The 26581-nt window shown below is 54.2% G+C and carries 22 protein-coding genes; 18 read left to right on the top strand and 4 right to left on the bottom strand.

What is annotated here, in order from left to right:
• Positions 1-13: 13 nt before the first annotated feature.
• On the top strand, positions 14-1171 hold the full coding sequence (locus AAH450_RS11935) for a CdaR family transcriptional regulator (RefSeq protein WP_342910427.1): 1158 nt from the start codon (positions 14-16) through the stop codon (positions 1169-1171).
• 51 nt (positions 1172-1222) lie between these two features.
• On the opposite strand, the gene AAH450_RS11930 is transcribed toward AAH450_RS11935, so the two are convergent.
• The 4 genes from AAH450_RS11930 to map form a co-directional block, all read right to left on the bottom strand.
• Positions 1223-1615: a DUF3461 family protein gene (locus AAH450_RS11930; protein ID WP_342910426.1), complete on the bottom strand. Its 393-nt coding sequence runs from the start codon at positions 1613-1615 to the stop codon at positions 1223-1225.
• A gap of 311 nt (positions 1616-1926) precedes the next feature.
• Entirely contained in the window at positions 1927-2751 is an 825-nt protein-coding gene (dapD, locus tag AAH450_RS11925; protein WP_318788882.1) for a 2,3,4,5-tetrahydropyridine-2,6-dicarboxylate N-succinyltransferase, read from the bottom strand.
• A 95-nt stretch (positions 2752-2846) separates the two neighbouring features.
• Positions 2847-5492, bottom strand: coding sequence for a bifunctional uridylyltransferase/uridylyl-removing protein GlnD (glnD, locus tag AAH450_RS11920; protein ID WP_342910425.1), 2646 nt, complete (start codon positions 5490-5492; stop codon positions 2847-2849).
• Between the two features lie 114 nt (positions 5493-5606).
• Positions 5607-6401, bottom strand: a complete 795-nt coding sequence (gene map, locus AAH450_RS11915; RefSeq protein WP_342910424.1) for a type I methionyl aminopeptidase — start codon at positions 6399-6401, stop codon at positions 5607-5609.
• 332 nt (positions 6402-6733) lie between these two features.
• Here map and rpsB point away from each other — a divergent pair, with 332 nt between their 5' ends.
• From rpsB to accA, 17 genes are all read left to right on the top strand, one after another.
• The gene (gene rpsB, locus AAH450_RS11910) at positions 6734-7459 is read left to right on the top strand and encodes a 30S ribosomal protein S2 (RefSeq protein ID WP_342910423.1); all 726 of its coding nucleotides are present in this window, start codon (positions 6734-6736) and stop codon (positions 7457-7459) included.
• A gap of 195 nt (positions 7460-7654) precedes the next feature.
• Complete coding sequence (tsf, locus tag AAH450_RS11905; RefSeq protein WP_306207820.1) at positions 7655-8506, top strand: translation elongation factor Ts; 852 nt, start codon at positions 7655-7657, stop codon at positions 8504-8506.
• 154 nt (positions 8507-8660) lie between these two features.
• Positions 8661-9386, top strand: coding sequence for a UMP kinase (pyrH, locus tag AAH450_RS11900; protein WP_013200846.1), 726 nt, complete (start codon positions 8661-8663; stop codon positions 9384-9386).
• 130 nt (positions 9387-9516) lie between these two features.
• The gene (frr, locus tag AAH450_RS11895; RefSeq protein WP_318788885.1) at positions 9517-10074 is read left to right on the top strand and encodes a ribosome recycling factor; all 558 of its coding nucleotides are present in this window, start codon (positions 9517-9519) and stop codon (positions 10072-10074) included.
• 133 nt (positions 10075-10207) lie between these two features.
• Positions 10208-11410 (top strand): 1-deoxy-D-xylulose-5-phosphate reductoisomerase, encoded by a 1203-nt coding sequence (gene ispC, locus AAH450_RS11890; RefSeq protein WP_342910422.1) that lies wholly within the window; start codon positions 10208-10210, stop codon positions 11408-11410.
• Positions 11411-11598: 188 nt separating this feature from the next.
• Positions 11599-12351 carry a (2E,6E)-farnesyl-diphosphate-specific ditrans,polycis-undecaprenyl-diphosphate synthase gene (ispU, locus tag AAH450_RS11885; protein WP_342910421.1) on the top strand — a complete coding sequence of 251 codons (753 nt, stop codon included), beginning with the start codon at positions 11599-11601 and terminating at the stop codon, positions 12349-12351.
• Positions 12352-12369: 18 nt separating this feature from the next.
• Positions 12370-13227, top strand: coding sequence for a phosphatidate cytidylyltransferase (gene cdsA / locus AAH450_RS11880; RefSeq protein ID WP_342910420.1), 858 nt, complete (start codon positions 12370-12372; stop codon positions 13225-13227).
• An 8-nt stretch (positions 13228-13235) separates the two neighbouring features.
• Positions 13236-14585: a sigma E protease regulator RseP gene (rseP, locus tag AAH450_RS11875; protein ID WP_342910419.1), complete on the top strand. Its 1350-nt coding sequence runs from the start codon at positions 13236-13238 to the stop codon at positions 14583-14585.
• A gap of 54 nt (positions 14586-14639) precedes the next feature.
• Entirely contained in the window at positions 14640-17042 is a 2403-nt protein-coding gene (gene bamA / locus AAH450_RS11870; RefSeq protein ID WP_342910418.1) for an outer membrane protein assembly factor BamA, read from the top strand.
• A 119-nt stretch (positions 17043-17161) separates the two neighbouring features.
• Positions 17162-17659 (top strand): molecular chaperone Skp, encoded by a 498-nt coding sequence (gene skp, locus AAH450_RS11865; protein WP_318788890.1) that lies wholly within the window; start codon positions 17162-17164, stop codon positions 17657-17659.
• 3 nt (positions 17660-17662) lie between these two features.
• Positions 17663-18685 carry a UDP-3-O-(3-hydroxymyristoyl)glucosamine N-acyltransferase gene (gene lpxD, locus AAH450_RS11860; protein WP_342910417.1) on the top strand — a complete coding sequence of 341 codons (1023 nt, stop codon included), beginning with the start codon at positions 17663-17665 and terminating at the stop codon, positions 18683-18685.
• Positions 18686-18853: 168 nt separating this feature from the next.
• Positions 18854-19309, top strand: a complete 456-nt coding sequence (gene fabZ, locus AAH450_RS11855) for a 3-hydroxyacyl-ACP dehydratase FabZ (RefSeq protein ID WP_306207798.1) — start codon at positions 18854-18856, stop codon at positions 19307-19309.
• A 3-nt stretch (positions 19310-19312) separates the two neighbouring features.
• Positions 19313-20101 carry an acyl-ACP--UDP-N-acetylglucosamine O-acyltransferase gene (gene lpxA / locus AAH450_RS11850; protein ID WP_342910416.1) on the top strand — a complete coding sequence of 263 codons (789 nt, stop codon included), beginning with the start codon at positions 19313-19315 and terminating at the stop codon, positions 20099-20101.
• A gap of 3 nt (positions 20102-20104) precedes the next feature.
• Positions 20105-21250, top strand: a complete 1146-nt coding sequence (gene lpxB / locus AAH450_RS11845) for a lipid-A-disaccharide synthase (RefSeq protein WP_342910415.1) — start codon at positions 20105-20107, stop codon at positions 21248-21250.
• Positions 21247-21870, top strand: a complete 624-nt coding sequence (rnhB, locus tag AAH450_RS11840; RefSeq protein ID WP_342910414.1) for a ribonuclease HII — start codon at positions 21247-21249, stop codon at positions 21868-21870. The genes lpxB and rnhB overlap by 4 nt, the downstream gene beginning before the upstream one ends.
• Positions 21871-21903: 33 nt before the next feature.
• Entirely contained in the window at positions 21904-25386 is a 3483-nt protein-coding gene (dnaE, locus tag AAH450_RS11835) for a DNA polymerase III subunit alpha (RefSeq protein WP_342910413.1), read from the top strand.
• Between the two features lie 12 nt (positions 25387-25398).
• Entirely contained in the window at positions 25399-26358 is a 960-nt protein-coding gene (accA, locus tag AAH450_RS11830; RefSeq protein ID WP_306207787.1) for an acetyl-CoA carboxylase carboxyl transferase subunit alpha, read from the top strand.
• Positions 26359-26581 lie beyond the last annotated feature (223 nt).

Raw genomic sequence — 26581 nt, 5'->3', positions numbered from 1 at the left:
GCTGGAGAGGTAAATGGCTACCTATCATCTGGATGCCCGGCTGGCGCAGGAAATTGTTGCCCGCACGATGCAAATTATTGACAGCAATGTCAACGTGATGGACGCGCGGGGCCGTATCATCGGCAGCGGCGACCCTGAACGTATTGGTGAAATGCACGAAGGGGCGCTGCTGGCGCTCTCTCAGGCACGGGTTGTGGACATTGATGAGGGAGTGGCTAAGCACCTGCACGGTGTGCGGCCGGGGATTAACCTGCCGATGCGCATTGATGGCGACATCGTTGGCGTTATTGGCCTGACTGGCGAACCGGAAACGCTGCGGCACTATGGTGAACTGGTCTGCATGACGGCGGAGATGATGCTGGAGCAGGCGCGTCTGCTGCATATGCTGGCGCAGGATAGCCGTCTTCGTGAAGAGCTGGTGCTGAACCTGATCCGTAGCGATACGCTTTCACCCGCATTAGTGGAATGGGCACAGCGTCTGCGTATCGATCTTAATCAGCCCAGAGTGGTGGCGGTGGTTGAAGTGGACAGCGGCCAGCTGGGCGTGGACAGCGCCATGTCAGAGTTACAGCAGCTGCAAACGCTGCTGACCACGCCGGAGAGAGATAACCTGATTGCGATTGTTTCACTGACGGAGATGGTGGTACTGAAACCAGCTTTCAACGCGCATGGCCGGTATGACGCAGACGATCACCGCAAACGGGTTGAGCTGCTGCAATCGCGCATGAAGGAGAGCGGACATCTGCGGATGCGTATCGCATTGGGGAATTTTTTCACCGGGCCGGGTAGCATTGCGCGCTCCTACCGTACCGCCCACACCACAATGCTGGTAGGCAAGCAGCGAATGCCTGAACAGCGCAGCTACTTCTATCAGGATTTAGTGCTGCCCGTACTGCTCGACAGCCTGCGTGGCGGCTGGCAGGCTGGTGAACTCTCCCGTCCACTGGCCCGGCTAAAGTCGATGGACAATAACGGGCTGTTACGCAGAACGCTGACCTCGTGGTTCAGCAATAACGTGCAGCCCTCGGCAACGGCGAAAGCGCTCTATATCCACCGCAACACGCTGGAATACCGGCTTAACCGCATATCTGAGCTGACCGGACTCAATCTGAGTAATTTTGACGACAGACTGTTGCTCTATGTTGCGCTACAGCTGGATGAACAGCCATAAATAAAAAAAGGGCGGAGATCGCCTCCGCCCTTTTCGACAACTTACCGGGAATTAACGGCCGTTGCGGGTCAGCTTTTCAAGATCGGATTCGATCTCGCTGATTTTATTGGAAACAACATGCTCCAGATGGCGCAGGTCTTCCAGAATTTTACGTTTCAGATCCACTTCAACCTGGTCACGCTGGCAAATCTGGTCCAGTTCGTCGATCACATAACGCAGGTTAGGGCTGATTTCCTGGATCTCTTTATATCCCTGGCTGCCGTTATCAGCCACCACGGTTTTGCGCTGGCGCGGGTATTTAAATTTCACGCTTTTGGCAAAAAATTCGCCTTTATCTTTACGGAAATAGATTTTCAGGATGTCGTTGTTAGCTTCCTGACGCAGGCTGTAACGGTCAATATCGTCAGGAGAAGAGATACCCAGGCCTTTCAGATTGTCATACATACTTTTCAGATTCCTTATGCGGGAGATTATTGTTTCGGCTGCGCGTTGCAAATGCTGCGGTGTCAGTGCTCACCCCTACTTAAGTAGGCAGGCGGGGCGCTGGCGCCTTGTCAGTTTTGCCCGCTCGTCCCGTACTCAGATGAGTATGTGTAAATCAGAAACGCAATCGGGGAGCGTCTGTGCGCTTAACGGCGCGGATTATCGCTCAGTTGTTGCGCAATAGCATCCGTTATTTCGTCACGCGAAAGAGGTTGTTGGCAGGCTGACTGTAAAGAAAAGATTACGGGCCACAGGGCGTGACCCGCAGAGGATCAGTCGATGGTGCGCAGCAGTTCGTTGATGCCCACTTTACCGCGAGTTTTCGCGTCAACTTTCTTCACGATAACCGCACAGTAGAGGCTGTAGCTGCCATCTTTTGAAGGCAGGTTACCGGAAACCACTACAGAACCGGCTGGTACGCGTCCATAATGCACTTCGCCCGTTTCACGATCGTAAATTTTAGTGCTCTGGCCGATATAGACGCCCATAGAGATAACCGCACCCTCTTCAACAATCACCCCTTCAACGATCTCCGAGCGTGCGCCGATAAAGCAGTTGTCTTCGATGATAGTGGGGTTAGCCTGAAGAGGTTCAAGCACGCCGCCAATACCCACGCCGCCAGAAAGATGCACGTTTTTACCAATCTGCGCACAGGAACCCACGGTCGCCCAGGTATCTACCATTGAACCTTCGTCCACATAGGCACCGATATTAACGTAAGAAGGCATCAGTACGGTATTGCGGGCGATATAGGCGCCCTGGCGAACGGCAGCGGGTGGCACTACGCGGAAGCCCTCTTTTTTAAAGCGCGCGTCGTCATAGTCGGCAAACTTCATCGGCACTTTGTCGTAGAAGCGGCTTTCTGCACCCTCAATCACCTGATTGTCATTGATGCGGAAGGAGAGGAGTACGGCCTTTTTCAGCCACTGATGCGTTACCCACTCACCGTCAATCTTTTCAGCGACGCGCAGGGCACCGCTGTCAAGCAGGCTGATAACCTGTTTGACCGCTTCGCGGGTAACAGTATCTGCATTAGCGGGGGTGATCTCTGCGCGGCGCTCGAAGGCGCTCTCAATAACACTCTGTAATTGTTGCATTAGTTCTTCCTGTTTCACTCATGTTCCCGATGCGGGAAGGGGGGTGTTAACCCCGCCACGTTGCCCCACATGGTGTGTTAAAAATTAAATCCGGGTCACACTTTATCGTTTGGATTAAGGGCGTCTGTCAACCGTTGTTGTAACTGTTCGCGCAATTCCGGCCCCAAAGCTCGCCGCTCACTGTTAGCGAGGATAAATAAATCCTCCACGCGTTCACCGATGGTGCTGATACGCGCGCCGTGTAGTGAAATGCCTAAGTCGGCAAAGACTTCCCCCACGCGGGCCAGCAGGCCTGGCTGATCCAGCGCGATCAGCTCCATGTAGGTGCGACGGTCTGTGTGACCCGGTAAAAACTTCGCCTGAGTGTCCACGCTGAAATGTTTAAGCCGGGCGGACTGCCGCCGGGTGCGCGGTGACTGCCAGCTGGTCTGGCCTATCGCCTGTTCCAGCGCCTGCCGGATCATTTCATGACGGTCTGCGGCCAGCGGGCTGCCATCCGGCTCCAGCACGATAAAGGTATCCATCGCCATGCCGTCGCGGCTGGTGAAGATCTGCGCGTCATGCACGCTGAGATTACGGCGATCCAGCTCTCCCGCTACGGTGGCGAAAAGATAAGGCCGATCCGGACTCCAGATAAAGATCTCCGTGCCGCCGCGTGTCGCCTGCGGGCTGACCAGCACCAGCGGCTGCGTTAAGTCGTGTTGCAGCAGATGGCGGGCATGCCAGGCGAGCTGATTGGGCGTATGGCGAAGGAAATAATCAGCGCGGCAGCGGCTCCAGATAGGGTGCAGGGCGCGCTCGTCGATATTATCCATCCGTAATAACGCCAGAGCCTGCAAGCGATGATGACGCACCCGCTCACGCAGATCCGGGCTGTTTTCCATGCCGCGACGCAGCTGTTTTTCGGTGGCGAAGAACAGCTCGCGCAGCAAACTCTGCTTCCAGCTGTTCCATAAATTCTCGTTAGTGGCGCAGATATCCGCCACCGTCAGGCAGACCAGGTAACGCAGTCGGTTCTCGTTTTGCATCACTTCGGCAAATTGCTGGATCTCTGTGGGATCCTGAATATCACGCCGCTGCGCCGTTACCGACATCAACAGATGATGGCGCACCAGCCAGGCAACCAGCTGGGTTTCACGCGAGTTCAGGCCATGAAGTTCAGCAAATTCCAGCACATCCTGAGCGCCGAGAAGAGAGTGGTCACCGCCGCGTCCTTTCGCTATGTCATGGAACAGCGCGGCCATCAACAGCAGTTCCACCTGCGGCAAGCGTGGCCAGATTTCCACACAGAGAGGATGGCGCGGACGAGTCGCCTCGTTGGCAAAACTCTCCAGCTTCTGTAGCACCCGGATGGTGTGCTCATCCACCGTATAAGCGTGAAACAGGTCGAACTGCATCTGCCCGACAATATTGCCCCACTGCGGCATATAGGCCCAGAGCACGTTATGGCGATGCATAGGGAGCAGCGCCCGACTGACGGCGCCCGGATGGCGCAAAATGGACATAAACAGACGGCGCGCTTCCGGAATAGTGCAAAGCGGCTGGGCCAGATGACGGCGGGCATGGCGCAACTGGCGCAGCGTAGTGGAGTAGATCCCGCTGATGTTCTGCATGCGCACCATGGTATAGAACATCCGCATGATCGCTTCCGGCTCGCGCGAGAACAGCGTTTCATCGATCAGATCGATCAGCGAACCGCGTAGCTGGAACTCTTGATCGATGGGACGCGGCTTCTCATCTTCGCCAAGCGCAAGGATCGCCTCATCAAACAGTTGCAGCAGCATATGGTTAAGTTCGCTGATACGCGCGGTCACCCGGTAGAAATCCTTCATCATCCGCTCAACCGGCTCGTTAACTTCGCCCTGGTAGTTCAGGCGCTGAGCCACGGTAAGCTGGCGATCAAACAGCAGGCGGTTATCGTAGCGGGGCAGGGTCAGATGCAGGGCAAACCGGATGCGCCACAAAAAGCTCTGGCACTCGTTCAGCTCGTTGCGCTCCACTTCCGTCAGGAAGCCAAATCCAACCATCTCATCCAGTGAGGTTGCCCCGAAATGACGGCGGGCAACCCACAACAGCGTATGGATATCGCGAAGGCCACCAGGGCTGCTTTTGATGTCCGGCTCCAGATTGTAGCTGGTGCCATGATAGCGATTGTGGCGCTCCTGCTGCTCTGAAATCTTTGCCGCGAAAAACTGGTCTGAAGGCCAGAAACCGTCGCTGAAGACGTTCTTTTGCAGCTCAAGAAACAGCGCCACATCACCGGTTAACATGCGGGATTCAATCAGATTGGTGGCGACAGTGAGGTCAGACAACCCTTCAAGCAGGCACTCTTCCAGCGTGCGGACGCTGTGCCCCACTTCCAGCTTTAAGTCCCACATCAGCGTCAGCAGCTCGCCGGTGCGTTGGGCATCCTGTTCAGAGAGGGTACGACGGCTGAGGATCAGCACATCAATATCGGAAAGCGGGTGCAGTTCACCGCGTCCATAGCCGCCCACAGCCACCAGGGCAATGCCCTCTTTTTCCGGGAAGCCATAAAAACGCCAGAGGCGTCTGAGCAGACGATCGATAAAGAGCGTGCGGGCATCGATCAGTTTTTCAACGTCTTCGCCCTGGTCAAACGCATCTGCCAGCAGCAGATTGAACTGCTCAAGATGTTGCTTCAGGGATTCGCGAGTCAGCTCCTCATCGGCCCAGTGGGCAGGGGAGCCAGACTTTTTATAATCCTTAAGGGTTTTGGTCACGCCGGTGCTCCTGCTTAATGCGCTGCGGATCGGAATAGAACACCGACAATAGCGCCAGCAGCAGCCTGAGATCAAAAAAAACCGGCCGGAGCCGGTTTTTTTATTTCTTTTGCCTTACGCGTCGTGGGTCAGGATGGCGGGAATGGTGTCATCCTTACGCAGCGTCATAATTTCGCAGCCGTTTTCCGTCACCACAATGGTGTGCTCATATTGTGCTGAGAGGCTGCGATCTTTGGTTTTCACCGTCCAGCCATCTTTCATGCTGCGAATGCGGTAATCACCAGCGTTAACCATCGGCTCAATGGTAAAGGCCATGCCAGCCTGAAGCACAACGCCGCCGTCGTCCGCATCGTAATGCAGAACCTGCGGCTCTTCATGAAACCCCTTACCGATACCGTGTCCGCAATATTCGCGTACAACAGAGAAATCCTGCGCTTCAACAAACTTCTGAATTTCGCGGCCAATAGTGCGCAGGCGGATGCCTGGTTTCACCATCCGCAGCGCCAGATAAAGGCTCTCCTGCGTGATGCGGCACAGACGCTCGCCCAGAATAGTAGGTTTACCGGCGATAAACATTTTAGAGGTATCACCGTGGTATTCATCTTTGATCACGGTGACATCAATATTGACGATGTCGCCCTCTTTCAGGATGCGCTCATCACTTGGGATACCGTGGCAGACCACTTCGTTGATGGAGATGCAGACCGATTTCGGAAAACCGTGATAACCCAGGCTGGCCGAAACCGCTTTCTGAGTGTTAACGATGTAATCGTGACAAATGCGATCCAGCTCGCCGGTGCTGATACCGGGCTTAACATGTTCTTCAATCATTTCGAGCACTTCAGCAGCCAGACGGCCCGCCACGCGCATTTTTTCGATTTCTTCAGGGGTTTTAATTGTAATCGCCATTAATTTTGTCCGCAGTTGCCGCTATTTTCGACAATAATAAAGGAAGTGCAGCAATGGTAGCAGCCCACCTTTGCTCTGCCAATTGCAGTTTGTGGCAGGAAGGGCGTTGCTAACAAAATTTGGCTTCACAGGGCGCTTTGTGATATAAAGCGCGCCGACGATTCTCTGTGAAGAACTTTTCTCAGCGAAACGCATAACTCTCATTATGTGTAAATAACACACATGTATCGACACATACGCCGGGGTGCCTTAAAGCCTGCGCAAGCAGTCTGACGGGTCGGTTGTATGGGATACATGGAGGCTTAACCCCAAATCACTCTATAGAGGTAATCATGGCAACTGTTTCCATGCGCGACATGCTCAAGGCTGGTGTACACTTCGGTCACCAGACCCGTTACTGGAACCCGAAAATGAAGCCATTCATCTTCGGCGCTCGTAACAAAGTTCACATCATCAACCTTGAAAAAACCGTACCAATGTTCAACGAAGCTCTGGCTGAACTGAACAAGATCGCTTCCCGTAAAGGAAAGATCCTGATGGTCGGTACTAAGCGCGCTGCAAGCGAAGCGGTAAAAGAGTCTGCGCTGAGCTGTGACCAGTTCTTCGTAAACCATCGCTGGTTGGGTGGCATGCTGACTAACTGGAAAACCGTTCGTCAGTCCATCAAACGTCTGAAAGATCTGGAAACCCAGTCTCAGGACGGTACCTTCGATAAACTGACCAAGAAAGAAGCGCTGATGCGCACCCGTGAACTGGGCAAGCTGGAAAACAGCCTGGGCGGAATCAAGGACATGGGCGGCCTGCCTGACGCTCTGTTCGTTGTTGATGCAGACCACGAGCACATCGCAATCAAAGAAGCAAACAACCTGGGTATTCCGGTCTTTGCTATCGTTGATACTAACTCTGATCCGGACGGCGTTGACTTCATCATTCCTGGTAATGACGATGCAATCCGTGCTGTGAGCCTGTACCTGACCGCAGTGGCTACCACTGTGCGTGAAGGTCGCTCTCAGGACCTGGCTCAGCAGGCTGAAGAAACCTTCGCCGAAACTGAGTAATAAGGATCGCTCCTCAGAGAGCCCTTATTGATCAGATGTAAATCTGTAAGGGGCCGGATGGCCCCTTTATTTTATTCGAATTCGCTCTGCCGGTTGTCACAATCGGCGGGGCAGAATGTTTCTCCCGAGAAGAGACATTTGTCTCCCCCGTTCCGGCGGGATGCCAACAAATGCTGAATAACCGAGGATTAGAGAATGGCTGATATTACTGCGGCTCTGGTAAAAGAACTGCGTGAGCGCACTGGCGCTGGCATGATGGATTGTAAGAAAGCGCTGACCGAAGCCAATGGCGACATCGAACTGGCAATCGAGAACATGCGTAAATCTGGCGCGATCAAAGCGGCTAAGAAAGCAGGCAACGTTGCTGCTGACGGCGTGATCAAAACCAAGATCGAAGGCAACTACGGTGTGATTCTGGAAGTAAACTGCCAGACTGACTTCGTGGCTAAAGATAGCGGTTTCCAGGCCTTTGCTGACAAAGTGCTGGATGCTGCTGTTGCTGGCAAAATCACCGATGTTGAAGCGCTGAAAGCTCAGTTCGAAGAAGAGCGCGTGGCGCTGGTGGCAAAAATTGGTGAAAACATCAATATTCGTCGCGTATCTTCACTGGAAGGCGATGCACTGGGCAGCTACCTGCACGGCGCACGTATCGGCGTTCTGATTTCAGCAACAGGTGCTGATGAAGAGCTGGTTAAGCAGCTGGCAATGCACGTTGCAGCAAGCAAGCCAGAATTCGTTAAGCCAGAAGACGTTTCTGCTGACGTGGTTGAGAAAGAGTTCCAGGTTCAGCTGGACATCGCCATGCAGTCCGGTAAGCCGAAAGAGATCGCAGAGAAGATGGTTGAAGGCCGCATGAAGAAATTCACCGGCGAAGTCTCTCTGACTGGTCAGCCTTTCGTGATGGACCCATCAAAAACTGTGGGCCAGCTGCTGAAAGAGAAAAACGCAGACGTTGTTAACTTCATCCGCTTTGAAGTGGGCGAAGGCATTGAGAAAGCAGAAACCGATTTCGCAGCAGAAGTTGCGGCGATGTCCAAGCAGTCTTAATGATTGATAAGAACCGCCAATCGGCGGTTCTTTTTTGTCTGCCGTTAGCACCACGCATTTTCAGTCTCATCCCAATAGCATTTCTCCGGTGCTAAGAGGATGATAGATCAGATTTAACTCCTCACATCGACCAAACCATCCAGGAAAAAACACCATGGCGACCAATGCAAAACCTGTATATCAACGTATTCTGCTTAAACTGAGTGGCGAAGCGCTGCAAGGTGCTGAAGGCTTCGGCATCGACGCAAGCGTACTGGATCGTATGGCTCAGGAAGTGAAAGAACTGGTAGAACTGGGCATTCAGGTGGGTGTGGTTATCGGTGGTGGTAATCTGTTCCGTGGCGCTGGTCTGGCGCAGGCTGGAATGAATCGCGTCGTTGGCGACCATATGGGCATGCTGGCGACCGTGATGAACGGTCTGGCAATGCGTGATGCTCTGCATCGTGCCTATGTGAACGCCCGCCTGATGTCCGCGATACCGCTGAACGGCGTATGCGATAACTACAGCTGGGCAGAAGCGATCAGCCTGCTGCGCAACAACCGCGTGGTGATCTTCTCCGCCGGTACGGGTAACCCGTTCTTTACTACCGATTCCGCCGCCTGCCTGCGTGGCATCGAAATTGAAGCAGATGTGGTGCTGAAAGCCACCAAAGTAGATGGCGTCTATTCAGCCGATCCGGTGAAAAACCCGGATGCGACCCTGTACGATCAGATCAGTTACACTGACGTGCTGGATAAAGAGCTGAAGGTAATGGACCTGGCGGCCTTTACGCTGGCTCGCGATCACAAACTGCCGATTCGTGTCTTCAATATGAATAAGCCAGGCGCACTGCGTCGCGTGGTAATGGGCGAAAAAGAAGGCACCCTGATTACGCAATAATATCCGCCGCTGCGTAAAATAAGGTATATTCTGCTTTTGTAGTGCGTTGCGCACTATAATCAGATTCACCAAGACTATGTTGACACGGGTGCCATACGACCCGTGCTAACCAGAATCCAAGGGTTCCAACGTGATTAACGAAATCAGAAAAGATGCTGAAACGCGCATGGATAAATGCGTGGAAGCATTCAAAAACACTATCGGCAAAATCCGTACTGGTCGCGCCTCGCCAAGCATTCTTGATGGCATCATGGTTGACTATTACGGCTCTTCCACGCCGCTGCGCCAGCTGGCCAGCGTCACCGTTGAAGATTCCCGCACGCTGAAAATCAACGTGTTTGACCGCTCTATCAGCGCGGCTGTAGAAAAAGCGATCATGACCTCTGACCTGGGTCTTAACCCAAGCTCAGCTGGCACCGATATTCGCGTTCCGCTGCCTGCGCTGACGGAAGAGCGTCGTAAAGACCTGATCAAAATTGTCCGTGGCGAAGCAGAGCAGGGTCGCGTGTCCGTGCGTAACGTCCGCCGTGACGCGAACGACAAAGTTAAAGCTTTACTGAAAGACAAAGAGATCAGCGAAGACGAAGAGCGGCGTTCTCAGGATGATATCCAGAAAATGACCGACCTCTTTATCAAGAAAGTTGATACAGCGCTGGCAGAAAAAGAAACGGAGCTGATGGACTTCTGAGTTCGTCATTTTCCCATGAAACGCCGTACAGATTGCCGTTCAAATGAGTGGTCAGTCTTACGGCGTTTTGCATTTATTCGCTTAGCTGATGGCCGGAAGAGCCAGGCCGTCGGTGATGACACAGAGCACCCTCATGAAGCAATTGACGATCCTCGGTTCAACGGGTTCAATCGGGACCAGCACGCTGGCGGTAGTTAGCGCCAATCCGCATCTGTTTGCCGTTAAGGCGCTGGTCGCGGGTCATAATGTTGAGCGGATGGCTGAACAGTGTCTGGCCTTTCGCCCTGCCTATGCCTCAATGTCTGATGAACGCTCTGCTGCGGCCCTGCGACTTCGTCTGAAAAGCCTGAACGTAGCGACCGAGGTCTTGAGCGGTGAGCAGGCAGCCTGCGACCTGGCGGCGCTGGATGAGGTGGATCAGGTTATGGCGGCAATTGTTGGCGCGGCAGGATTAATGCCTACGTTATCGGCAATTCGCGCTGGAAAACAGGTGCTTCTTGCTAATAAAGAGTCTCTGGTTACCTGCGGCCAGCTTTTTCTGGAGGCGGTAAGCGCGTCAAAAGCGCAGCTGTTGCCCGTGGATAGCGAGCACAACGCCATTTTTCAGAGTTTGCCTGCTTCCCTCCAGCAACAGTTAGGGTACGCTTCTCTGGAAGATAATGGCATTGACAGCATTATCCTCACGGGGTCTGGTGGCCCGTTTCGCGAGACGCCGTTACACCTGCTTGAGCGCATGACGCCGGATCAGGCCTGTGCGCATCCGAACTGGTCAATGGGGCGAAAAATCTCCGTTGACTCTGCCACCATGATGAATAAAGGCCTGGAATATATTGAAGCCCGCTGGCTGTTTAATGCAACCGACGCCCAAATGGAAGTCATCCTGCATCCCCAGTCGGTAATCCACTCTATGGTGCGTTACCGTGATGGCAGCGTACTGGCTCAGTTGGGTTCACCTGACATGCGGACGCCTATTGCACACGTGATGGCCTGGCCTCAGCGAGTGCCGTCCGGGGCTACGCCACTGGATTTCACCCGCATGGGGGCGATGACCTTCGCCGAGCCGGATTTTGCGCGCTATCCCTGCCTGAAGCTGGCTATCGATGCCTGTTCTGCCGGACAGGCTGCGACCACGACGCTGAATGCAGCCAACGAGATTGCGGTTGCCGCTTTCCTGGATTCGCAAATCCGCTTTACCGATATCGCCGCACTCAATACGGCCGTGCTGGAGAAGTTATCCTGTGCGGAACCTGACAGCGTTGAGGCGGTACTGGAGATTGACAGGCAGGCGCGCGCCTCGGCAGGTGCCATGCTGTCACGCTTCTCTGAAGCCCGGTAATTCAGCCAATCAGGGTGCGGCCATTTGTGGGGCGGGGGCGGAGATGGTATAGTCTTCCGCCGCTGTTTGAGTATCACGTTGCGATGAAGCGGTAACGCAGGCCGTGCGAGACACGGCTTTTTTACGTCGAGCGGGTAAGATATTTCAGAAGCCGTTGTATTTCTGATTAAAGGAAATCATTACGCGTTATGTCGTCCGAAAATCAATTAAAAACCGATGACCTGCAAGGGGAAAACCCCCGTCACGTGGCCATCATTATGGATGGCAATGGCCGTTGGGCTAAAAACCGTGGCAAGCTGCGCATCTCGGGGCATAAAGCCGGTGTGAAGTCAGTTCGTCGGGCGGTAAGTTTTGCTGTCAGCAACAAGCTTGATGCGCTGACGCTTTATGCATTCAGCAGTGAGAACTGGAACCGTCCGCCGCAGGAAGTCCTGGCGTTGATGGAGCTCTTCGTCTGGGCGCTCGACAGCGAAGTGAAAAGTCTGCATAAGCATAATGTTCGTCTGCGGATCATCGGCGACACCGGTCGTTTTAATGCCCGTCTGCAGGAGCGCATTCGCCGCGCCGAGGAACTTACTCAACAAAATAATGGACTAACCCTCAACATTGCCGCGAATTATGGCGGACGTTGGGATATCATCCATGGCGTCAGAAAAATAGCAGAGCAGGTTCAGGAAGGTCTACTCCGTCCCGATCAGATCGAGGAAGACACCCTCGGCAACTATCTCTGCCTCAATGATCTGGCTCCCGTGGATCTGGTAATAAGGACAGGGGGAGAGCATCGAATCAGTAACTTTTTGCTGTGGCAGGTTGCCTACGCAGAGTTCTTTTTTACCGATGTTCTCTGGCCTGATTTTGATGAACAAGTCTTTGAAGGTGCACTGAATGCATTTGCACAACGAGAGCGTCGCTTTGGCGGTGCAGCACCCGGCGGCGCCTGAGCGCTCTGGGGGTAATCTTTGCTGAAGTCACGCCTGATTACCGCGTTTATACTTATCCCGATTGTGATTGCAGCGCTGTTTTTGCTGCCGCCTGCTGGATTTGCCATTATCACCCTGGCGGTATGTATGCTCGCCGCCTGGGAGTGGGGGCAGTTCGCGGGCTTCGCGTCTAAATCGCAACGCATCTGGCTGGCGGTCCTGTGCGGGCTGCTTCTCGCCTTCATGATGTTCACCCTTCCTGCCTATCAGCACTCCGTGCATCTGCCCCAGGTTGCTGGCTCGCTCTGGGCTGCCCTCTGCTGGTGGGTGGTGGCGTTGGTGCTGGTGCTGCGCTATCCCGGCTCTGCCGCTTTGTGGCGCTCCTCTAAACCTCTTCGTCTGCTGTTTGGTATCCTGACCATCGTGCCGTTTTTCTGGGGTATGCTCACGCTGCGCCAGTATCACTACGATACCGATCATTTCGCCGGCGCCTGGTGGCTGTTATACGTGATGCTGCTGGTGTGGGGGGCGGATTCGGGAGCCTATATGTTTGGCCGCCTGTTTGGTAAGCACAAGCTCTCTCCAAAAGTTTCACCAGGCAAAACCTGGGAAGGCTTCTTTGGCGGTCTGGTGACCTCTGCTATTATTGCCTGGCTGTTCAGTCTGTGGGCGCCGCTAAGCGTGCCCATTACTACGCTGTTGATTTGTTCGCTGGTGGCCGCGCTGGCTTCCGTGCTGGGCGACTTAACAGAGAGTATGTTTAAACGTGAGGCGGGCATAAAAGACAGCGGTAATCTCATTCCCGGTCATGGTGGGATCCTTGACCGTATCGACAGCCTGACCGCCGCCGTGCCGGTCTTTGCCTGTCTGCTGTTGCTGGTCTTCGGGACGCTATAAGGGACGTTATGCTGAGCATTCTCTGGAGCCTGGGGGCATTTATTGTTGCCCTTGGCGTATTGATCACCGTGCACGAATTTGGCCACTTCTGGGTGGCCCGTCGCTGTGGTGTCAAAGTAGAACGTTTCTCTGTGGGATTTGGAAAAGCCTTGTGGCGTCGTCGCGACAAGCAGGGAACCGAATATGTCATTGCACTTATCCCGCTGGGCGGCTACGTCAAAATGCTCGATGAGCGTGTTGAAAGCGTAGCGCCAGAGCTGCGCCATCACGCTTTCAATAACAAAACCGTCCTACAGCGCGCAGCCATCATCAGTGCCGGGCCTGTCGCGAATTTCCTGTTTGCCATTTTTGCTTACTGGCTGGTGTTTATCATCGGCGTCCCTGGCGTTCGTCCGGTCGTTGGCGAAATAGTGAGCGGTTCGCAGGCGGCAGAGGCTCAAATTACGCCAGGAATGGAACTTAAAGCTGTCGACGGTATCGAAACGCCTGACTGGGATGCTGTGCGTATGGCGCTGGTGGCAAAAATAGGCGACCAGCAAACGACGCTGAGCGTGACGCCTTTTGGCTCTTCTCAGGTCACAGAAAAGCGGCTCGATCTGCGCAACTGGCAGTTCGAGCCGGATAAGCAGGATCCGGTAGCGTCGCTGGGCATTCAGCCTCGTGGCCCCCAGATCGAAACGGTACTGGCAGAAGTGCAGGCGAACTCGGCAGCAAGCAAGGCGGGTTTGCAAGCGGGCGACAGGATCGTTAAAGTCGATGGTCAGCCGGTAGACCAGTGGCAGCGTTTTGTTACGCTGGTACGCGATAATCCGGGGCAGGCGTTGGTTGTAGAGGTTGAACGAGAGGGTTCCCCTGTCCGGTTAACCCTGACGCCAGACGTTAAGCCTGGCAACAAAGCAGAAGGGTTCGCAGGGGTTATCCCGCGCATTATTCCTCTGCCGGATGAATTTAAAACGGTACGACAGTATGGCCCGTTTGCTGCAATAGGTGAGGCGAGCGCCAAAACCTGGCAGCTGATGAAGCTGACGGTAAACATGCTGGGCAAACTGATAGTCGGCGAAGTGAAGTTAAACAATCTCAGCGGGCCGATTTCAATCGCCCAGGGTGCTGGGATGTCGGCGGAATATGGTTTGATCTACTACCTGATGTTCCTGGCTTTGATCAGCGTGAACCTCGGGATAATCAATCTGTTCCCGTTGCCGGTATTAGATGGTGGGCATTTGCTGTTCCTGGCGATCGAAAAGATCAAAGGTGGGCCGGTGTCTGAGCGAGTTCAGGACTTCAGTTATCGCATTGGCTCTATATTGCTGGTGCTGTTAATGGGGCTTGCACTATTCAATGATTTCTCACGTCTTTAGCAGGCCAGGCGCACGCTACCCGTGAGAACCAGTTAGGAAGAATGCATAACAACGATGGCGATGAAAAAGTTGCTCATAGCGTCGCTGCTGTTTAGCAGCGCTACCGTATACGCGGCAGACGGCTTCGTAGTGAAGGATATTCATTTCGAAGGCCTGCAGCGAGTCGCCGTCGGCGCGGCATTGCTGAGTATGCCTGTCCGCGTGGGAGACACCGTCTCCGATGATGATATCAGTAATACTATTCGTGCTCTCTTCGCGACCGGAAACTTCGAAGACGTACAAGTCCTGCGCGACGGCGACACGCTGATCGTTCAGGTTAAAGAGCGCCCGACGATCGCCAGCATCACCTTCTCCGGTAACAAAGCGGTGAAAGATGACATGCTGAAGCAGAATCTGGAAGCCTCTGGCGTGCGCGTGGGCGAAGCCCTTGACCGCACCACCATCTCTTCTATTGAGAAGGGGCTTGAAGACTTCTACTACAGCGTGGGTAAATACAGCGCCAGTGTGAAGGCAGTGGTTACTCCTCTGCCGCGTAACCGCGTAGACCTGAAGCTGGTCTTTACCGAAGGCGTCTCTGCCAAGATTCAGCAAATCAACGTGGTGGGCAACAAAGCTTTCTCATCTGATGAGCTGATCTCCCGCTTCCAGCTGCGTGATGAAGTACCGTGGTGGAACGTGGTAGGGGATCGTAAGTATCAGAAGCAAAAGCTGGCCGGCGACCTTGAAACCCTGCGCAGCTTCTACCTGGACCGCGGTTATGCCCGTTTCAACATCGATTCGACGCAGGTCAGCCTGACGCCGGATAAAAAAGGCATCTACATCACCATCAATATCACCGAAGGCGATCAGTACAAGCTTTCCGGCGTTGTGGTTAATGGCAGCATGGCGGGCCACTCAGCGGAAGTCGAAACGCTGACTAAGGTTAAGCCAGGCGAGCTTTATAACGGCGCCAAAGTGACCAAAATGGAAGATGACATCAAGAAGATGCTGGGTCGATATGGCTATGCCTATCCACGCGTTGTCACGCAGCCAGAAATCAACGATGCCGATAAAACGGTGAAGCTGCACGTCAACGTCGATGCGGGCAACCGCTACTACGTTCGTAAAGTGCGCTTTGAAGGCAATGACACCTCTAAAGATTCCGTTCTGCGCCGCGAAATGCGCCAGATGGAAGGTGCCTGGCTGGGCAGCGACCTGGTCGATCAGGGCAAAGAGCGTCTGAACCGTACCGGCTATTTTGAAACGGTAGATACCGACACGCAGCGCGTGCCAGGCTCGCCGGATCAGGTAGACGTGGTGTACAAGGTGAAAGAGCGTAACACCGGTACCTTCAACTTTGGCGTGGGCTACGGCACGGAAAGTGGCGTGAGCTTCCAGGTTGGCGTGACCCAGGAAAACTGGCTCGGCACCGGTAACACCGTTGGCATCAGCGGCACGAAAAACGATTATCAGACCTATGCGGAATTCTCACTGACCGACCCGTACTTCACGGTTGACGGTGTGAGCCTCGGCGGTCGTGTGTTCTATAACGACTTTAAAGCGGATGACGCTGACCTCTCTGACTATACCAACAAAAGTTATGGTTTAGACGGTACGCTCGGTTTCCCGGTCAATGAAAACAACACGTTGCGCGTTGGTCTGGGGTATGTTCATAACGACCTCTCCAATATGCAGCCGCAGGTAGCCATGTTCCGCTATCTGAATTCTGTGGGTCAGAACCCGGATCTCAACGGCGATGCTGATTATGCTGCCGACGACTTTACCTTTAACTATGGTTGGACATACAACAACCTGGACCGCGGATTCTTCCCAACGGCCGGTAACCGTACCAACCTGAATGGTAAAGTGACTATCCCAGGTTCCGATAACGCCTTCTACAAAGCGACGCTGGATACGCAGCAGTATGTGCCTTTGAACCAGGATCGTACCTGGGTGCTGTTGGGTCGCGGGAAAGTCGGCTATGGCGATGGCCTGGATGGCAAAGAGCTGCCGTTCTATGAGAACTTCTATGCCGGTGGTTCCAGCACCGTGCGTGGTTTCCGCTCTAATACCATTGGTCCAAAAGCGGCTTACTACAACAATAACTCAGACACCTGCTCAACCGGCGTACTCTGTGATTCAAACGATGCCGTTGGCGGTAATGCTATGGCAACAGCCAGTGCAGAGCTGATCACGCCAACGCCGTTCCTGAGTGAGAAATATGCGAACTCTGTGCGGACATCGCTGTTTGTGGATGCCGGTACAGTGTGGGATACCAAGTGGGAAAACACCGCCGAAACGCGTGCGGCTGGAATTCCTGACTACAGCGATCCTGGCAATATCCGTATGTCGGCTGGTCTGGCGCTACAGTGGATGTCGCCACTGGGGCCGCTGGTCTTCTCTTATGCCCAGCCGTTCAAAAAGTATGATGGAGATAAAGCCGAACAGTTCCAGTTTAACATTGGTAAAACCTGGTAACGCGGTTCAGCAAGGAAGCTTCTAAGTGAGTATCGCGCCGTTTAAAGGCAACCTGCATGGTTGCCTTAACGCGCAACACATGTGTCTCAGACACAAACGTTGATGGTAAGGAGTTTATAGTGAAAAAGTTGTTGTGTGCCGCAGGCCTCTCAATTGCTCTGGCGGTTTCCGCTGGTGCTCAGGCTGCAGATAAGATTGCAGTGGTGAACGTTTCCAGCATTTTCCAACAGTTACCGGCGCGTGCGACAGTTGCGAAACAGCTTGAAAATGAGTTCAAAGGCCGTGCAACTGAGCTGCAAGGTATGGAGCGCGATCTGCAAACCAAAATGCAGCGTTTGCAGCGTGACGGCTCTACCATGAAGGCGAGCGAACGCAGCCGCATGGAAAAAGACGTGATGGCGCAGCGTGAAGCCTTCTCTTCAAAAGCTCAGGCTTTCGAGCAGGATAACCGTCGTCGTCAGGCAGAAGAACGCAATAAAATCCTGAGCCGTATTCAGGATGCTGTGCGTAAAGTTGCAGATGATGAAGGTTACGACGTCGTTGTTGATGCTAACGCCGTGGCGTATGCAGCTAAATCTAAAGACATCACTGCTGATGTTCTGAAACAGGTTAAATAATCGATGTCATCAATTCGACTGGCTGATTTAGCCCAGCAGTTGGATGCAGAATTGCACGGAGATGGCGACCTCGTCATCTCCGGCATTGCTTCTATGCAATCCGCCCAATCCGGTCAAATCACTTTTCTCTCTAACAGCCGTTACCGCGAGCAGCTTGCAACCTGCAAGGCCTCTGCCGTGGTGCTTTTAGCTGAGGATCTGGAGTGTGTGCAGGGTGCCGCGCTGGTGGTAAAAGATCCCTATCTGACCTATGCCCGCATGGCGCAGATTCTGGACACTACCCCACAACCTGCCACAAATATCGCGCCCAGCGCGGTGATCGATCCCAGCGCGAAGCTGGGCCAGCATGTTTCTGTCGGGGCGAATGCCGTTATCGAATCTGGCGTAGAGCTGGGTGATAACGTGGTGATTGGCGCCGGCTGTTTCATCGGTAAGAATACCCGCATTGGTAAAGGGAGCCGTCTTTGGGCGAATGTCTCTGTTTACCATGAAATTCAGATTGGCGAACACTGCCTGATCCAGTCCGGCACGGTTATCGGCGCGGACGGTTTTGGTTACGCTAACGATCGCGGCAACTGGGTGAAAATCCCGCAGTTGGGTACCGTAATCATTGGCGATCGGGTGGAAATCGGTGCCTGTACCACTATCGATCGCGGTGCGTTGGATAACACTCGGATCGGGAATGGTGTTATCATTGATAACCAGTGCCAGATTGCACATAACGTTGTGATTGGCGACAATACCGCGGTTGCGGGTGGCGTCATCATGGCTGGCAGCCTGAAAATCGGCCGCTACTGCATGATTGGCGGTGCAAGTGTCATTAATGGCCACATGGAAATTTGTGACAAAGTGACAGTCACCGGAATGGGAATGGTCATGCGACCAATTACTGAACCTGGGGTATACTCCTCCGGGATTCCGCTGCAACCCAACAAAACCTGGCGCAAAACGGCCGCGTTGGTGATGAATATCGATGAAATAAGCAAACGCTTAAAAGCCATCGAGCGTAAAGTCCACAAAGACTAAGCGCCTTGCCAGCAGCCTGAGCAGCCTTCAGTACCCACCAGGGTAGAATTAGAAAGCTAAGCAGGGAAGGCTTGCGCACGGAAACTGATTTGCGGCCTGCGGTGATCTTGCGATCTTTGCAGGCCGTGTTATTGATGCCATCAGAATTTTTAGGACAGGAAGAGTATTTTGACTACTGAAACTCATACTCTGAAAATTGAAGAGATTATTGAACTGCTGCCGCACCGCTATCCGTTTCTGCTGGTCGATCGCGTACTCGAGTTTGAAGAGCACAAGTTCCTTCGCGCGGTAAAAAACGTATCGGTTAACGAACCGTTTTTCCAGGGCCATTTCCCTGGTAAACCGATTTTCCCAGGCGTACTGATTTTAGAAGCTATGGCTCAGGCAACAGGCATCCTTGCGTTTAAAAGCGTAGGTAAACTGGAACCGGGTGAGCTGTACTATTTTGCCGGTATTGACGATGCACGCTTCAAGCGTCCTGTGGTGCCTGGCGATCAGATGATCATGGAAGTCACCTTCGAGAAAACCCGCCGTGGTCTGACGCGCTTTAAAGGCGTGGCGACCGTAGACGGTAAAATTGTCTGCGAAGCAACGATGATGTGTGCCCGCAGCCGGGAGTCATAATCCGTGATTGATGAAACTGCTGTAATCCATCCAAGTTCCGTCATTGAAGAGGGCGCCATTATTGGTGCTCGCGTCCACATCGGCCCCTTCTGCTTTATTGGGGCAAACGTTGAAATTGGGGAAGGTACCGTTCTCAAGTCTCACGTTGTGGTCAATGGTCATACCCGTATTGGCAAAGACAATACCATTTATCAGTTCGCCACTATCGGTGAAGCTAACCAGGATTTGAAATACGCTGGAGAGCCAACCCGTGTTGAGGTGGGCGACCGCAACAGCATTCGTGAGAGCGTCACCATTCATCGTGGTACCGCTCAGGCTGAAGGACTCACCAAAGTCGGTAGCGATAACCTGTTGATGGTCAATGCTCATATTGCCCACGACTGCATCATTGGCGACCGCTGTATCCTCGCCAATAACGCAACGCTGGGCGGGCATGTGGTAGTGGATGATTTTGCCATTATTGGTGGGATGACAGCCGTTCATCAGTTCTGCATTATCGGCGCGCACGTGATGGTTGGCGGCTGCTCTGGCGTTGCTCAGGATGTGCCGCCATTTGTCATCGCCCAGGGTAACCACGCTACGCCATTTGGCATTAACCTGGTTGGCCTGCAACGTCGCGGCTACAGCAAGGAAGCGCTGCACGCGATCCGTAATGCGTATAAGATCCTTTATCGCAGCGGTAAAACGCTGGACGAAGCTAAGCCGGAAATCGAAGAGATTGCACGGCAGCATCCGGAAGTGCAGCCTTTCTACGACTTCTTCACGCGCTCCACGCGAGGTCTGATTCGTTAACTCATGCCAAAGCATCCTTTAACGATTGCCCTTGTCGCCGGAGAAACCTCCGGCGATATTCTTGGTGCCGGTCTTATCCGCGCGCTGAAAGAGAAGCATCCGGACACCCGCTTTGTGGGCGTCGCGGGGCCGCTGATGCAGGCCGAAGGCTGTGAAGCCTGGTATGAGATGGAAGAGCTGGCGGTGATGGGCATTGTCGAGGTGGTTGAACGTCTGCCCCGGCTGCTGAAAATTCGCCGCGATTTGACGCAGCGCTTTACCGAGCTGCAACCCGATGTGTTCGTCGGCATTGATGCGCCCGATTTCAATATCACGCTTGAAGGGCGCCTCAAGCAGAAGGGCATTCGCACTATTCATTACGTCAGTCCCTCTGTCTGGGCCTGGCGACAGAAGCGCGTATTTAAAATTGGCCGCTCAACCGATCTGGTGCTGGCCTTTTTGCCGTTTGAAAAAGCTTTCTACGATCGCTTCAACGTGCCGTGCCGTTTCATCGGGCATACCATGGCCGATGCAATGCCCATCCAGCCAGATAAACAGGCAGCGCGACGCGAGCTGGGGATAGCCGAGGGCACACCTTGCCTTGCTCTGCTGCCGGGCAGCCGCAATGCGGAAGTTGAAATGCTCAGCGCGGATTTCCTGAGAACGGCGGTGATCCTGCGGGAAAAATGGCCGGATCTGGAAATCGTGGTGCCGCTGGTTAACCCACGCCGCCGCGAACAGTTTGAACGAATTAAGGCTGAAGTGGCGCCGGATTTGCCCATGCATTTACTGGATGGCAAAGGCCGACAGGCGATGATCGCCAGCGATGCGGCCCTACTGGCTTCAGGCACCGCCGCGCTGGAGTGTATGCTTGCCAAGTGTCCGATGGTAGTGGGTTACCGCATGAAGCCCTTTACCTTCTGGCTGGCAAAGCGACTGGTGAAAACCGATTACGTGTCGCTGCCAAATCTGCTGGCGGGGCGCGAACTGGTGAAAGAGCTGTTGCAGGATGAGTGTCAGCCTGAGCAGCTTGCCGCCGCGCTGGCGCCATTGCTGGCCGAAGGCGAAACCCGCGATCGGCTGCTGGCTACCTTTACTGAACTTCATCATCAAATCCGCTGGAATGCCGATGAGCAGGCCGCGGCAGCCGTACTGGAACTCTGTCCATGAGTGATTTTATCTATCCTGTGGCGACCTGCATTGCGGGCGTGGACGAAGTGGGACGTGGGCCACTGGTTGGCGCAGTTGTTACCGCTGCGGTGATCCTCGATCCTGCCAGACCTATTGTCGGCCTGGCCGACTCGAAAAAACTCTCTGAAAAGCGCCGGCTGGCTCTGTTTGATGAGATCACTGAAAAAGCGTTAAGCTGGAGTCTGGGACGCGCAGAGCCGGAAGAGATCGACCAGCTTAATATTCTGCATGCCACCATGCTGGCGATGCAGCGGGCGGTGGCCGGTCTCCATATCACGCCTGATTTCGTCCTGATTGATGGTAATCGCTGCCCGGCGCTACCCATGCCTTCTCAGGCCGTGGTAAAAGGCGACAGTCTGGTGCGTGAAATCAGCGCGGCCTCGATTATTGCGAAAGTGACGCGCGACAGGGAGATGACCGAGCTGGATCTGCAATTTCCCGAGTACGGCTTTGCCCAGCATAAAGGTTATCCGACTGCGCTGCATATGGAGAGGCTGGCGCTTCATGGCGTCACCCCGCACCACCGCCGTAGTTTTGCGCCGGTGAGAAATGCGATACTGGATGCGGAAGTAGCGGCATCAGCCGGACAGATTCTGTAATTTTTACCCCTCAGTCTTAAGTGGGATCCCGATATGGCCGAACCTCGTTTTATTCATTTACGCGTACACAGCGACTACTCCATGGTAGATGGACTAGCCAAAACCGGTCCGTTGGTGAAAAAAGCTGCCTCTCTGGGCATGCCCGCTATAGGGATTACGGATTACCTTAACCTGTGCGGCCTGGTGAAATTCTACGGCGGCGCGCATGCGCAGGGCATGAAACCGATCATTGGCGCTGATTTCAAAGTCAGTTCTGAGGCGATGGGCGACGAGCTTGCGCAGCTCACGGTGCTGGCAGCAAATAACACGGGTTACCAGAATCTGACGCTGTTGATCTCCAAAGCGTACCAGCGTGGCTATGGCGCAGCCGGCCCCATTATCGATCGTGACTGGCTGATTGAACTGAAAGAGGGGCTGATCCTGCTTTCAGGCGGCAGACGCGGCGATGTGGGCCAGATGCTGCTGCGTGGCAACCATGCGCAGGTAGGAGAGTGCCTGGCCTTCTATCAGGAGCATTTCCCGGAGTGCTACTATCTGGAATTGATCCGTACAGGGCGTCCGGATGAAGAGACCTGGGTGCATGCTGCCGTGGATCTGGCTATTGCGCACGACATTCCCGTGGTGGCCACGAATGAGGTCTGTTTCCTGGAGGAGGAGGATTACGACGCGCACGAAATTCGCGTGGCGATCCATGACGGCTTTACGCTGGACGATCCTAAACGTCCGAAAAACTACAGTCCTCAGCAATATCTGCGTACGGAAGAGGAGATGTGCGAGCTGTTCTCGGATATCCCTGAAGCGCTGCAAAACAGCGTAGAGATTGCTAAGCGTTGTAACGTGACCATCCGCCTGGGTGAATACTTCCTGCCACAGTTCCCTACCGGGGATATGAGCACCGAAGACTTCCTGGTAATGAAGTCGCGTGAAGGCCTGGAGGAGCGTCTTGCCTTCCTGTTCCCCGATGAAGCGATACGCGCGGAAAAACGCCCGGCATATGATGAACGCCTTGAGCTTGAGCTTAACGTTATCAACCAGATGGGCTTCCCTGGCTACTTCCTGATTGTGATGGAGTTTATCCAGTGGTCCAAGGATAACGACGTGCCTGTAGGGCCTGGCCGTGGTTCAGGCGCCGGGTCGCTGGTGGCCTACGCGCTGAAAATCACCGACCTCGACCCGCTGGAGTTCGACCTGCTGTTTGAACGCTTCCTGAACCCGGAGCGCGTCTCGATGCCCGACTTCGACGTCGACTTCTGCATGGAAAAGCGCGATCTGGTGATTGAGCATGTGGCGGAGATGTACGGGCGTAAAGCGGTATCGCAAATCATCACTTTCGGTACCATGGCGGCTAAAGCGGTTATCCGTGACGTTGGACGCGTGCTGGGCCATCCCTATGGCTTTGTCGATCGCATCTCCAAACTGATCCCGCCGGATCCGGGTATGACGCTGGAAAAGGCGTTCGCCGCCGAGCCTCAGCTGCCGGAAATTTACGAAGCTGATGAAGAAGTTAAAGCGCTGATCGATATGGCGCGTAAGCTGGAAGGCGTGACGCGTAATGCCGGTAAACACGCCGGGGGTGTGGTTATCGCACCTACGCAAATCACCGATTTCGCGCCGCTCTATTGCGATGAAAACGGTAATCACCCGGTTACGCAGTTTGACAAGAATGATGTGGAATATGCCGGGCTGGTGAAGTTTGACTTCCTGGGCCTGCGCACGCTGACCATCATCGACTGGGCGCTGGAGATGATTAACGCCCGGCGTAAAAAGCAGGGTGAGCCGCCGATCGATATCGCAGCCATTCCGCTTGAAGATAAAAAAAGTTTCGATATGCTGCAACGCTCGGAAACCACAGCGGTATTCCAGCTTGAATCGCGCGGCATGAAAGATCTGATTAAACGTCTTAAGCCCGACTGCTTTGAGGATATGATCGCGCTGGTGGCCCTGTTCCGTCCCGGCCCGTTGCAGTCCGGCATGGTAGATAACTTTATCGACCGTAAGCATGGGCGTGAGGCGATCTCCTATCCCGATATTCAGTGGCAGCATGAGTCGCTGAAGCCGGTGCTGGAGCCGACCTATGGCATCATCCTCTATCAGGAACAGGTGATGCAGATTGCTCAGGTGCTGGCGGGATACAGCCTGGGCGGCGCAGATATGCTCCGTCGCGCTATGGGTAAAAAGAACCCGGTCGAGATGGCCAAGCAGCGCGGGGGCTTTGAAGATGGTGCTAAGTCTCGCGGCATTGATGGTGAACTTGCGGTTAAAATCTTCGATCTGGTAGAAAAATTTGCCGGTTATGGTTTTAACAAATCCCACTCCGCCGCCTATGCGCTGGTCTCGTATCAGACGCTGTGGCTGAAGGCTCACTATCCGGCCGAGTTTATGGCAGCGGTAATGACGGCCGATATGGATAACACCGAAAAGGTGGTGGGGCTGGTGGATGAGTGCTGGCGCATGGGGCTGAAAGTGCTGCCGCCGGATATCAACTCCGGTCTGTACCAGTTTCACGTTAATGATGACGGTGAAATCGTATACGGTATCGGGGCGATTAAAGGCGTGGGTGAAGGCCCGATTGAAGCCATTATTGAAGCGCGTAATCAGGATGGCTATTTCCGCGAGCTGTTCGATCTCTGCGCCCGCACGGATACCAAAAAGCTGAACCGCCGCGTGTTAGAGAAGCTGATTATGTCTGGCGCGTTTGACCGTCTGGGGCCGCATCGCGCCGCGCTGATGAGCGCGCTGCCAGAGGCGCTCAAGGCAGCGGATCAGCACGCCAAAGCAGAGGCGATTGGCCAGGCAGATATGTTTGGCGTACTGGCGGAAGAGCCGGAACACATTGAGAAATCGTACGCTGACGTCACGCCGTGGCCTGAGCAGGTTCAGCTTGATGGCGAAAGAGAAACATTAGGGCTTTACTTAACCGGGCACCCGATCAATCAGTATCTGAAAGAGATCGAGCGCTACGTGGGGGGAATGCGCCTGAAAGACATGCACCCAACCGAGCGTGGCAAAATGACCATGGCTGTCGGTTTGGTGGTGGCGGCCCGCGTGATGGTAACAAAACGCGGTAACCGGATTGGCATCTGTACGCTGGACGACCGCTCTGGTCGGCTTGAAGTGATGTTATTTACAGATGCGTTAGACAAGTTCCAGCATCTGCTGGAAAAAGACCGTATCCTGATCGTCAGCGGACAGGTCAGCTTCGATGACTTCAGCGGGGGGCTTAAAATGACCGCCCGCGATGTGATGGACATTGATGAAGCCCGTGAAAAATATGCTCGCGGGCTTGCTATCTCGCTGACGGACAGGCAAATTGATGACCAGCTTTTGAACCGTCTCCGTCAATCCCTGGAACCCCATCGTTCTGGGACCATTCCGGTACATCTCTACTACCAGAGAGAGGATGCGCGGGCGAAGCTGCGCTTTGGCGCAGCGTGGCGCGTGTCGCCCAGCGATCGTTTATTAAATGAATTGCGGTCGCTGATAGGGTCGGAGCAGGTGGAACTGGAGTTTGACTAAAACAGGAATATTATGAGTCTTAATTACCTGGATTTCGAACAGCCAATCGCAGAACTTGAAGCGAAGATTGATTCGCTCAAGTCCGTTGGCCGTCAGGATGAAAAACTGGATATTAATCTGGATGAAGAGGTGCAGCGTCTGCGTGAAAAAAGCGTAGAGCTGACCCGCAAGATCTTCTCCGATTTGGGAGCCTGGCAGATCGCGCAGCTTGCGCGCCATCCTTTGCGCCCTTACACGCTGGACTATGTCCGCAACGTATTTACTGATTTTGACGAGCTGGCTGGCGATCGCGCCTATGCGGATGATAAAGCCATAGTTGGCGGTATTGCTCGTCTGGAAGGTCGCCCGGTGATGATTATTGGTCATCAGAAAGGTCGCGAAACCAAAGAGAAAATTCGTCGTAACTTCGGGATGCCGGCACCAGAAGGCTACCGCAAGGCGCTGCGTCTGATGGAGATGGCTGAGCGTTTTAATATGCCAATCGTCACCTTCATCGACACGCCTGGCGCCTATCCGGGCGTGGGTGCTGAAGAGCGCGGGCAGTCTGAGGCTATCGCACGCAACCTGCGTGAGATGTCAGGGTTGAAAGTGCCGGTGATCTGCACCGTTATCGGTGAAGGCGGTTCCGGCGGGGCGCTGGCTATCGGCGTGGGCGACAAAGTCAACATGCTGCAATACAGCACCTACTCGGTCATTTCGCCGGAAGGCTGCGCTTCTATTCTGTGGAAAAGCGCAGATAAAGCGCCGCTGGCTGCTGAGGCAATGGGCATAGTTGCACCGCGCCTGAAAGAGCTGAAGCTTATCGATACGGTTATTCCGGAGCCGTTAGGCGGAGCGCATCGCAATCCGCTGGCTATTGGCGAATCGATGAAAGCGCAGCTGCTGGCTGATTTGGCTGAGCTTGATATGCTGAGCAAAGAAGAGCTGTTAGATCGCCGTTATCAGCGTCTGATGAACTACGGCTACGCCTGACAGGGGCGTAACCGCCAAAGGCGGGTTCTGAAGGGTGAAGGCGGAGAGGAACGATCTCCGCCAGAACCTGTTCAGAACCCGCTTTTTTTATGGCTATCCGTTCACCCTCTCTGCCGCGAGTGAAAACAGCGGATCGCAGGGTCATGCGCCGCCACCAGCAATATGCCTGCCGATAATCTCTTTATTCGTTCTTAACAACCTTCTCTTCCTTACTCTTCTTTTT

The sequence above is a fragment of the Erwinia magellanica genome (assembly GCF_039023495.1).
GTDB lineage: Bacteria > Pseudomonadota > Gammaproteobacteria > Enterobacterales > Enterobacteriaceae > Erwinia.
The sequence above is the reverse complement of the archived record's forward strand: the minus strand, read 5'-3'. Positions and strand labels throughout refer to the sequence as shown.

Excerpts from the sequence above, each read along its gene's own strand:
- AAH450_RS11935 (WP_342910427.1), top strand. The coding sequence starts at position 14 with ATGGCTACCTATCATCTGGATGCCCGGCTGGCGCAGGAAATTGTTGCC.
- AAH450_RS11930 (WP_342910426.1), bottom strand. The coding sequence starts at position 1,615 with ATGTATGACAATCTGAAAGGCCTGGGTATCTCTTCTCCTGACGATATT.
- dapD (WP_318788882.1), bottom strand. The coding sequence starts at position 2,751 with ATGCAACAATTACAGAGTGTTATTGAGAGCGCCTTCGAGCGCCGCGCA.
- map (WP_342910424.1), bottom strand. The coding sequence starts at position 6,401 with ATGGCGATTACAATTAAAACCCCTGAAGAAATCGAAAAAATGCGCGTG.
- rpsB (WP_342910423.1), top strand. The coding sequence starts at position 6,734 with ATGGCAACTGTTTCCATGCGCGACATGCTCAAGGCTGGTGTACACTTC.
- tsf (WP_306207820.1), top strand. The coding sequence starts at position 7,655 with ATGGCTGATATTACTGCGGCTCTGGTAAAAGAACTGCGTGAGCGCACT.
- pyrH (WP_013200846.1), top strand. The coding sequence starts at position 8,661 with ATGGCGACCAATGCAAAACCTGTATATCAACGTATTCTGCTTAAACTG.
- ispC (WP_342910422.1), top strand. The coding sequence starts at position 10,208 with ATGAAGCAATTGACGATCCTCGGTTCAACGGGTTCAATCGGGACCAGC.
- ispU (WP_342910421.1), top strand. The coding sequence starts at position 11,599 with ATGTCGTCCGAAAATCAATTAAAAACCGATGACCTGCAAGGGGAAAAC.
- rseP (WP_342910419.1), top strand. The coding sequence starts at position 13,236 with ATGCTGAGCATTCTCTGGAGCCTGGGGGCATTTATTGTTGCCCTTGGC.
- bamA (WP_342910418.1), top strand. The coding sequence starts at position 14,640 with ATGGCGATGAAAAAGTTGCTCATAGCGTCGCTGCTGTTTAGCAGCGCT.
- lpxD (WP_342910417.1), top strand. The coding sequence starts at position 17,663 with ATGTCATCAATTCGACTGGCTGATTTAGCCCAGCAGTTGGATGCAGAA.
- lpxB (WP_342910415.1), top strand. The coding sequence starts at position 20,105 with ATGCCAAAGCATCCTTTAACGATTGCCCTTGTCGCCGGAGAAACCTCC.
- rnhB (WP_342910414.1), top strand. The coding sequence starts at position 21,247 with ATGAGTGATTTTATCTATCCTGTGGCGACCTGCATTGCGGGCGTGGAC.
- dnaE (WP_342910413.1), top strand. The coding sequence starts at position 21,904 with ATGGCCGAACCTCGTTTTATTCATTTACGCGTACACAGCGACTACTCC.
- accA (WP_306207787.1), top strand. The coding sequence starts at position 25,399 with ATGAGTCTTAATTACCTGGATTTCGAACAGCCAATCGCAGAACTTGAA.